The sequence below is a fragment of the Arthrobacter sp. Hiyo1 genome (assembly GCF_001263615.2).
In the GTDB taxonomy this organism is placed as follows: domain Bacteria; phylum Actinomycetota; class Actinomycetes; order Actinomycetales; family Micrococcaceae; genus Arthrobacter.
Genome location: NZ_DF952468.1, coordinates 118,656 through 126,826, shown reverse-complemented (window position 1 = coordinate 126,826; position 8,171 = coordinate 118,656). Strand labels below are relative to the sequence as shown.

Sequence of the window (8,171 nt, the reverse complement as noted above, 5' to 3'; positions counted from 1 at the left end):
CTTATTGTGAAGTACTCATAATAAGTGCTTCAATGGGCGTATGGCAGATCACACGGCAGACCAGGAAGCGTGGGCTTCCGCCCTGCATTCCCACGGACGCCGCGTGACCAAGCAGCGCTTGGCGGTCCTCGCGGCCGTTCAGCACAATCCACATTCCCCGGCCGAAGGCATCCTGGCTGCCGCGCGCAAGGAACTTCCCGAACTGACAGCGCAGTCTGTTTATGTGGTGCTGAGCGACCTCACGGACCTACAGATGCTGCGGCGGTTCGAACCGCCCCACTCTCCCGCGCTCTATGAGACCCGGGTGGGCGACAACCACCACCACGCCGTCTGCATCAGTTGCGGCCGGGTGGAGGATGTCGACTGTGCCGTCGGCCATGCCCCGTGCCTCACCCCGCACTGGGATGAGCACTCCAAACCCATGACCATCCAGATCGCAGACGTCCTGTACCAAGGCATCTGCCAGGACTGCCAGGCCAAACAACAGCTTCCTACTCACACGCAAGTAACCACGAAATAGGAGAACGATGACCGCGAACATCTCGACCACCCAGTCGGGCGCCCCGTCACCTCGGACGCGCATTCCAAGTCCGTTGGTGCCGATGGTGCCATCATCCTGACCGACCACTACCTGGTGGAAAAGCTCGCCCAGTTCAACCGCGAGCGCGTCCCGGAGCGTGTTGTCCACGCCAAGGGCGGCGGCGCTTTCGGTACCTTCAAGACTTCCTCGGATGTTTCCAAGTACACCAAGGCTGCTTTCCTGCAGCCCGGTGTCGAGACGGACATGCTCATCCGCTTCTCCTCCGTCGCAGGCGAGAACGGCTCCCCTGACACGTGGCGCGACCCCCGCGGCTTCGCCGTCAAGTTCTACACTTCCGATGGCAACTACGACCTCGTGGGCAACAACACCCCGGTGTTCTTCATCCGCGACGGCATCAAGTTCCCGGATTTCATCCACTCCCAGAAGCGCCTCCCGGGCACCCACCTGCGCGACGCCGACATGCAGTGGGACTTCTGGACCCTCTCCCCCGAGTCCGCACACCAGGTCACCTGGCTCATGGGCGACCGTGGCCTGCCGGCTTCCTGGCGTGAAATGCAGGGCTACGGCTCGCACACCTACCAGTGGATCAACGCCGAGGGCGAGCGCTTCTGGGTCAAGTACCACTTCAAGTCCAACCAGGGCGTCAAGACCATCACGGGCGACCAGGCTGAAGAGCTGGCCGGTTCGGACGCGGACTTCTACATCCGCGACCTCCAGGAGAACATTGCCGCCGGCAACTTCCCGTCGTGGGAACTGCACGTCCAGGTCATGCCTTACGAGGACGCGAAGACCTACCGCTTCAACCCGTTCGACCTCACCAAGGTGTGGCCGCACGCGGACTACCCGCTGATCCACGTGGGCACCATGGAGCTCAACAAGAACCCGGATAACTACTTCGCGCAGATCGAGCAGGCCACCTTCGCGCCGTCGAACTTCGTTCCGGGCATCGCCGCCTCCCCGGACAAGATGCTGCAAGCCCGCATCTTCTCCTACGCCGACGCACACCGCTACCGCGTGGGCACGAACCACGCCCAGATCCCGGTAAACCAGCCGAAGAACCAGGTCAACAATTACAGCCAGGACGGCGCAGGACGCTACCTGTTCAACGCTCCTTCGGTTCCGGTCTATGCACCGAACTCCGTGGGTGGCCCGGCTGCTGTTGAGCCGCAGAACCCGGCCGGCGGCTGGGAGAACGACGGCGAGCTGACGCTCTCCGCACACTCCCTGCACGCCGAGGACGGCGACTTCGTCCAGGCCGGCGCGCTCTACCGCGAGGTGTACGACGACGGCGCCAAGGCCCGTCTGCTGGACACCATCACCGGCGCGTCGGCGGCGTCAAGAGCACCGACATCAAGGAACGCGCCATCCAGTACTGGACCAACGTGGACGCCGAACTCGGTGCCAAGCTGCGCGCCAACCTCGGCGCGGGCGAAGGCGAGTCGGCCGCGGAAGCAGCCAACAAGCTGTAACAACGGCCTCCAACGAAGCAACCCCGCTGCGGAATTTGCGTGGCGGGGTTGCTTTTTTGGCATGAATAGCGGGTCTTGTTTAGCGTTCCTCGGCGGGTTTTCCACATAGCAAGCAGTGGCTCTGGCTAGCTCGGCATGGTGATCCATAGGATCCTTACATGAGCACATTTACCGGGATCCCCGCAGAGGCGATCGCCTTCTATGCCGAACTTGAAGAGAACAACAACCGCGAATGGTGGCTGGAGCACAAAGACATCTACGACTCCGCCGTGAAGAAGCCATTGACGCTGTTACTGGAGGAGCTTGAGCCACGATTCGGGCCGGGCAAGGTGTTCCGTCCGAACCGGGATATCCGTTTTTCCCAGGACAAGTCCCCCTACAAGACGGCACAGGGAGCGTTTGCGGCAGACAAGGAGGGCGTCGGCTTCTACCTCCAGCTCAGTGCAGACGGCCTGTTGGTCGGGGGTGGATGCCACTCGCGCACCCCGGAGCAGATTGCCCGTTTCCGCGCAGCCACGGATTCGCCGGCCAGCGGGGAGCAACTGCAGAAGATCGTCGATTCCATCGCCGCGGCAGGTTTCGCGGTGGAAGGCGAGAAGCTCAAGACCGTGCCTCGTGGTTTCGACAAAGACCATCCCCGGGCCGAGCTTCTGAAGCACAAGTCGTTGTCCGCAGGCATGACCTTGGGCGAACCGGAATGGATGTCCAAGCCCTCGGCCAAAGAAGAAATCGCCAAGCGTTGGGAGGTACTGCGCCCGCTGGTGGAATGGGTCAACGAACACGCGGCGCCGTAATCGTAGGGCCGTGAGTCTAGCCAAGCAGTGAGGCCGGTCGCGGGATCAAACCTTGCTGAGGCTGTCTTCGTCGTCGCCGCTCTTGTCGGAAGCCGCGGCCTTGTCGGACATAGTGGCGTTCCCGGCCACAGCGGCTTTCGCCGATGCGAACTTCTCGTTCAAGCGGGACTGGCGCTGTCCGTAGGCAAAGTAGATGGCAAGTCCGATTGCCAGCCAGATGGCGAAGAAGATCCAGGTCTCCACGGCAAGGTTTGTCATCAGGTAGACGCACAGGACGGCAGAGACCACGGGAAGCACCTTGCCGAACGGAACCCGGAAAGCCGGCTTCAGATCTGGACGCTTCTTACGCAGGACCAGGATGCCCAGGCTCACCATGACGAAGGCCGAAAGGGTACCGATGTTGATCATTTCCTCGAGAAGATCCACATTGGTCAGGCCAGCGACGATTGCCACGGCAGCGCCGCAGATGATCTGGAGGCGGACCGGCGTCGAACGCTTGGCACTGGTCTTGGACAGCGCGCGCGGGAGCAGGCCGTCACGGCTCATGGCAAGGACCACCCGCGCCAGGCCCATGAGCAGCACCATGATGACGGTGGTCAAACCGATGAGCGAGCCAAACGCAATGACCTTGGCCGCGTCGGTGTTTCCAACCGCCTCGAAGGCCGTGGTCAGGGTGGGGTTCTTGGCTTCGGCCAGTTGGGTGTAAGACACCATGCCGGTCAGGGCCAGGGAGACCAGGATGTACAGCAGCGTCACCAGCGCCAGGCCGCCGAAGATGCCCCGGGGCAAGGTCTTCTGCGGGTTCTTGACCTCTTCCGCTGAGGTGGCAACCACGTCGAAGCCAATGAAGGCAAAGAACACCAACGCTGCGCCGGCAAAGATGCCCAGCGTTCCGTACTGCGCCGGAACCGCACCAGTGAGGAAGCCGAAGAAGGACTGCTTCATGACATCCGCGCCGTCGTTGCCCCCGGTAGGCTGCGATGCCGGGACGAAGGGCGCGTAGTTGGAGAACTTCACGTAGGTGAACCCGACAACAATCACGAACAGCACCACGGCGATCTTGATCAGCGTGAACACGTTGCCCACCCGTGCGGAGAGCTTCGTGCCGAGCACCAGGAGCACCGTGAAGATCGCGACAATCAGGAAAGCGCCCCAATAGAGATCCACGCCGGCAATGTTCACGGCCGGCGGCATATCCACACCCATAAGCGCAAACACTTTGCTCAAGTAGATTCCCCAGTACTTGGCGATCACCGCAGCAGCGGTAAAGAGTTCAAGGATGAGGTTCCAACCAATGATCCAAGCGAGGACTTCGCCCATCGTGGCGTAGGTGAAGACGTAGGCGGACCCAGCAACCGGGATCGCGGTAGCGAATTCGGCGTAGCACATGATGGCCAAAGCACACGTGACGGCTGCGACAGCGAACGAGATGGTCACGGCCGGGCCGGCGAAGTTCGCAGCGGCCTTGGCGCCGACGGAGAAGATCCCGGCGCCGACCGCAACGGCGACGCCCATGATCATCAGATCCCACGTGCTGAGGGAACGCTTGAGCTTGCGTCCGGGCTCATCGGCGTCCGCTATGGACTGCTCGATCGATTTGGTCCGGAAGAGGTTCATAGAAAAGTCCACAATCTTGATGAGGTGGTAGAAACAGACTCATCAAGAGTAGTGTCCAGCCAATGGACCCCCACATTTGTCCCGAATCGTGAGACACAAGCACGGTCCATCTTCAGAGATTGGAGACGTTCCAATCCATCAACGTGGAACGAATAAGGAAGCGCTTCCCCTCAGGCGATTCCACTGAGAACCCACTCCCGCGGCCGTCCACTACGTCCACCGTCAGATGGGTGTGGGACCAGTAATTGAACTGCTCCCGGGACATCCAGAACTCCAGGAGCTGCGGCCGTTCGGGCTCGCCAATATCGAAAAGTCCGAGCAGAACGTCCGAATCACCGGTGATGAATTCGCCGGCGGGATAGCACATGGGTGAGGAACCGTCGCAGCAGCCACCCGATTGGTGGAACATGAGGGGACCGTGTTGCTCCCACAGCTTCCGGAGCAGTTCGATGGAAACGGCGGTGAGCGCCACCCGGGAAAAGTCTTCCCCGGGCAGCGTCACTGCGGCGTCAAGCCTGTTGCGGGGCATTAGAACCTCAGCACCACGCGGCCGTCGATCTTGGCATGCTTCATTTCGTCAAAGACCGCGTTCACCTCGGAGAGCTCCCGCGTGGACACGGTCGGGTGGATCTTGCCCTGCGCGTAAAAGTCCAGGGCTTCCTCCAGGTCCTGGCGTGTTCCCACGATCGAACCACGGACGGTCAGGCCCTTGAGCACGATCTCGAAGATCGGCGCGGGGAAGTCTCCCGGCGGGAGTCCGTTGAAGACGATGGTCCCGCCACGGCGGGCCATGCCGATCGCCTGCCCGAACGCCGAGGGGTGCACCGCCGTGACCAAGACGCCGTGGCAGCCTCCGGTTTCCCGTTGAATGACTTCCGCCGGATCTTCGTGCAGCGCGTTGACCGTGAGCTCGGCGCCGTGTTTCCTGGCGAGGGCGAGCTTGTCGTCGGCGATGTCCACAGCGGCAACCCGCAGGCCCATGGCCACGGCGTACTGGACTGCGATGTGTCCTAGGCCGCCGATGCCGGAAATAGTGACCCATTGGCCGGCTTGGCCTCGGTCATCTTCAATCCCTTGTAGACCGTGACTCCGGCGCACAGCACCGGGGCGACCTCTACGGGGTCCGAACCTGCCGGGATCCTCGCAGCGAACCGGCTGTCCACCAGCATGTACTCACCGAAGGAACCGTCCACGCTATAGCCGGCGTTCTTCTGGGCTTCGCACAGCGTCTCCCAACCGGTCCGGCAGAACTGGCAATCGCCACAGGCGGACCATAGCCAGGCGTTGCCCACCAGGTCCCCGACGGCAAGGTCGGTGACGCCCTCGCCGAGGGCAACCACTTCACCCACGCCTTCGTGGCCGGGCACGAACGGCGGTGAAGGCTTGACTGGCCAGTCCCCCTCGGCGGCATGCAGGTCGGTGTGGCACACGCCGCTGGTGATGACCTTGACCAGCGCTTCTCCTCGACCGGGCGCGGGAAGGGGAAGTGACTGGATCTGAAGGTCTTGTCCGAATTCTGTTACTACGGCTGCTTGCATTGTCGTCGTCATTGGCGAAATCCTTGCGTCGTTAAAACTAGATGTGCGGTGTAGGTGCTGCTTTCCTGAGGGGTGGCCAGGGTGGGCCGGCGGGGAGGGATCTGTGCTGGTCCCGCCCCGCCAGGTCAAATCCGGCTTAGAAGAAGCCGAGTTTGTTTTCGTTGTAGCTGACCAGGAGGTTTTTGGTCTGCTGGTAGTGGTCCAGCATCATGGCGTGGTTCTCGCGTCCGATGCCGGAGGACTTGTAGCCGCCGAACGCGGCACCGGCCGGGTAGGCGTGGTAGTTGTTGACCCAGACGCGGCCAGCCTGGATCTCCCGGCCTGCCCGGTAGGCAACGTTGCCGTTGCGGGACCAGACGCCGGCGCCGAGTCCGTAGAGGGTGTCGTTGGCGATCCCAATGGCGTCGTTGTAGTCGCTGAACTTCGTGACGGACACGACGGGGCCGAAGATCTCTTCCTGGAAGATCCGCATCCGGTTGTGGCCTTCGAAGATGGTGGGCTGGACGTAGTAGCCGCCGGCGAGGTCACCGTCGAGCTGCGCGCGGGCGCCGCCGGTGAGGATCTTGGCGCCTTCCTGCTTTCCGATGTCGATGTAGGAGAGGATCTTCTCGAGCTGGTCGTTGGAGGCCTGGGCGCCGATCTGGGTGTCGGTGTCCAGCGGGTTGCCTTGGATGATCTTGTTGGTGCGTGCCACGGCGTCGGCGATGAAGGAGTCGTAGATGCCTTCCTGGACCAGGGCGCGGGAGGGGCAGGTGCAGACTTCGCCTTGGTTGAAGGCGAAGAGCGTGAAGCCTTCCTGGGCCTTGTCGTAGAACGCGTCGTTCTGCGCGGCGACGTCGTCGAAGAAGATGTTAGGGCTCTTGCCGCCCAGTTCCAGGGTCACGGGGATCAGGTTCTGTGACGCGTACTGGCTGATGAGCCGGCCCGTGGTGGTCTCGCCGGTGAAGGCGATCTTGCGGATTCGCGGGCTGGAGGCGAGCGGCTTGCCGGCCTCGACGCCGAAGCCGTTGACCACGTTCACGACGCCGGCGGGCAGCAGATCGGAGATGAGTTCCATGAGGACCAGGATGGAGGAGGGGGTCTGCTCGGCGGGCTTGAGCACGACGGCGTTGCCCGCGGCCAGGGCCGGGGCGAGCTTCCACACAGCCATGAGGATCGGGAAGTTCCACGGGATGATCTGGCCCACGACGCCCAAGGGCTCGTGGAAGTGGTACGCGGTGGTGTCCTCGTCCAGCTGGGACAGGTGGCCTTCCTGGGCACGGATCGCGGAGGCGAAGTAGCGGAAGTGGTCCGCCGCCAACGGAATGTCTGCGTTCAGGGTTTCGCGGATGGGTTTGCCGTTGTCCCAGGTCTCGGCGACGGCCAGCAGCTCGACGTTTTCATCGATGCGGTCGGCGATCTTGTTCAGGATTGCGGCGCGTTCGGTCGCGGAGGTCTTGCCCCAGGACGGTGCCACCTTGTGCGCGGCGTCCAGTGCCAGCTCGATGTCCTCGGCCGTGCCGCGGGCCACCTCGCAGAAGGCCTTGCCGGTCACCGGGGTGATGTTCTCGAAGTACTGCCCCTTAACCGGGGCAACCCACTCGCCGCCGATCCAGTTCTCGTAACGGTCCTTGAACGTGACCTTCGAACCCTCGGCACCCGGCTGTGCATAAACAGTCATCTGTAGCTCCTTTGCTGCGCATGATGGTGGCTTTGCTGTGCCATCAGCGTAGGAGCGGGGAGGTTGCAAGCAGGTTGCAACCTTGTGGTTCAGATCACGTAGGGGCAGTACTCCCCTGCCGGGCCCGGAAAGCTAGAGGCCTGCAGGGAAATTGTAGGAGCTCGGAACCGGCGAAGGTGCGGAACCGAAGGAGAGCACCACTTCGTCGTGGGCCTTGAGAACCACGTCAGACACCGGCGCACTCTGTTTTACGCCGTTCAGGTATACGGTCCAACCTCCGGTTCCGCCGTGCGGTGCTCCGGTGGCATCCTTGCCGTCCAACACTCCCCATTCGCTGAGGACTTGGCCGAGCGTGTACTTCAGGCCGGCGGTGGGCGCTTCGATGTGGATGACGCCAGTCGTGTCGTGGGTGTGAAGTGCCGAGATTCCGTTGGGTTGCCCGTCGGCCCCGAAACTGAAACCAATCTCGGCCGGGACCGTGACGGCTTTGCCATCCACCAGGACGTCCAGATGGGCGTGATAGTGCTCGGCTGTGCCTTCGGCGGTCAGGAT

5 protein-coding genes and 3 pseudogenes are annotated in these 8,171 nt (G+C 62.6%); 3 read left to right on the top strand and 5 right to left on the bottom strand.

Annotated features, from left to right (window positions below; genetic code table 11):
• The first annotated feature begins 40 nt into the window (after nt 1–40).
• The 3 genes and pseudogenes from AHiyo1_RS00475 to AHiyo1_RS00465 all read left to right on the top strand — a co-directional run bounded on the left by AHiyo1_RS00475 (nt 41) and on the right by AHiyo1_RS00465 (nt 2,804).
• A complete protein-coding gene (locus tag AHiyo1_RS00475) occupies nt 41–520 on the top strand; it encodes a Fur family transcriptional regulator (protein ID WP_059387252.1) in 480 nt (159 codons plus the stop codon).
• A 7-nt stretch (nt 521–527) separates the two neighbouring features.
• Nucleotides 528–2,010, top strand: a pseudogene (locus AHiyo1_RS00470) (catalase).
• A gap of 158 nt (nt 2,011–2,168) precedes the next feature.
• Nucleotides 2,169–2,804: a DUF2461 domain-containing protein gene (locus AHiyo1_RS00465; RefSeq protein ID WP_059387251.1), complete on the top strand. Its 636-nt coding sequence runs from the start codon at nt 2,169–2,171 to the stop codon at nt 2,802–2,804.
• Nucleotides 2,805–2,849: 45 nt separating this feature from the next.
• On the opposite strand, the gene AHiyo1_RS00460 is transcribed toward AHiyo1_RS00465, so the two are convergent.
• The 5 genes and pseudogenes from AHiyo1_RS00460 to AHiyo1_RS00440 all read right to left on the bottom strand — a co-directional run.
• Entirely contained in the window at nt 2,850–4,421 is a 1,572-nt protein-coding gene (locus AHiyo1_RS00460) for an amino acid permease (protein ID WP_059387250.1), read from the bottom strand.
• Nucleotides 4,422–4,533: 112 nt separating this feature from the next.
• A complete protein-coding gene (locus tag AHiyo1_RS00455; protein WP_059387249.1) occupies nt 4,534–4,950 on the bottom strand; it encodes a DUF779 domain-containing protein in 417 nt (138 codons plus the stop codon).
• A pseudogene (gene adhP, locus AHiyo1_RS00450) lies at nt 4,950–5,971 on the bottom strand (alcohol dehydrogenase AdhP). Before adhP ends, AHiyo1_RS00455 begins: the two are co-directional and overlap by 1 nt.
• Before the next feature lie 124 nt (nt 5,972–6,095).
• Complete coding sequence (exaC, locus tag AHiyo1_RS00445) at nt 6,096–7,619, bottom strand: acetaldehyde dehydrogenase ExaC (protein WP_059387248.1); 1,524 nt, start codon at nt 7,617–7,619, stop codon at nt 6,096–6,098.
• A gap of 132 nt (nt 7,620–7,751) precedes the next feature.
• A pseudogene (locus AHiyo1_RS00440) lies at nt 7,752–8,171 on the bottom strand (hypothetical protein); the annotation flags it as partial.

What these genes read in the sequence shown, in the direction of transcription:
- AHiyo1_RS00475 (WP_059387252.1), top strand. Translation starts at nt 41, where the DNA reads ATGGCAGATCACACGGCAGACCAGGAAGCGTGGGCTTCCGCCCTGCAT.
- AHiyo1_RS00465 (WP_059387251.1), top strand. Translation starts at nt 2,169, where the DNA reads ATGAGCACATTTACCGGGATCCCCGCAGAGGCGATCGCCTTCTATGCC.
- AHiyo1_RS00460 (WP_059387250.1), bottom strand. Translation starts at nt 4,421, where the DNA reads ATGAACCTCTTCCGGACCAAATCGATCGAGCAGTCCATAGCGGACGCC.
- AHiyo1_RS00455 (WP_059387249.1), bottom strand. Translation starts at nt 4,950, where the DNA reads ATGCCCCGCAACAGGCTTGACGCCGCAGTGACGCTGCCCGGGGAAGAC.
- exaC (WP_059387248.1), bottom strand. Translation starts at nt 7,619, where the DNA reads ATGACTGTTTATGCACAGCCGGGTGCCGAGGGTTCGAAGGTCACGTTC.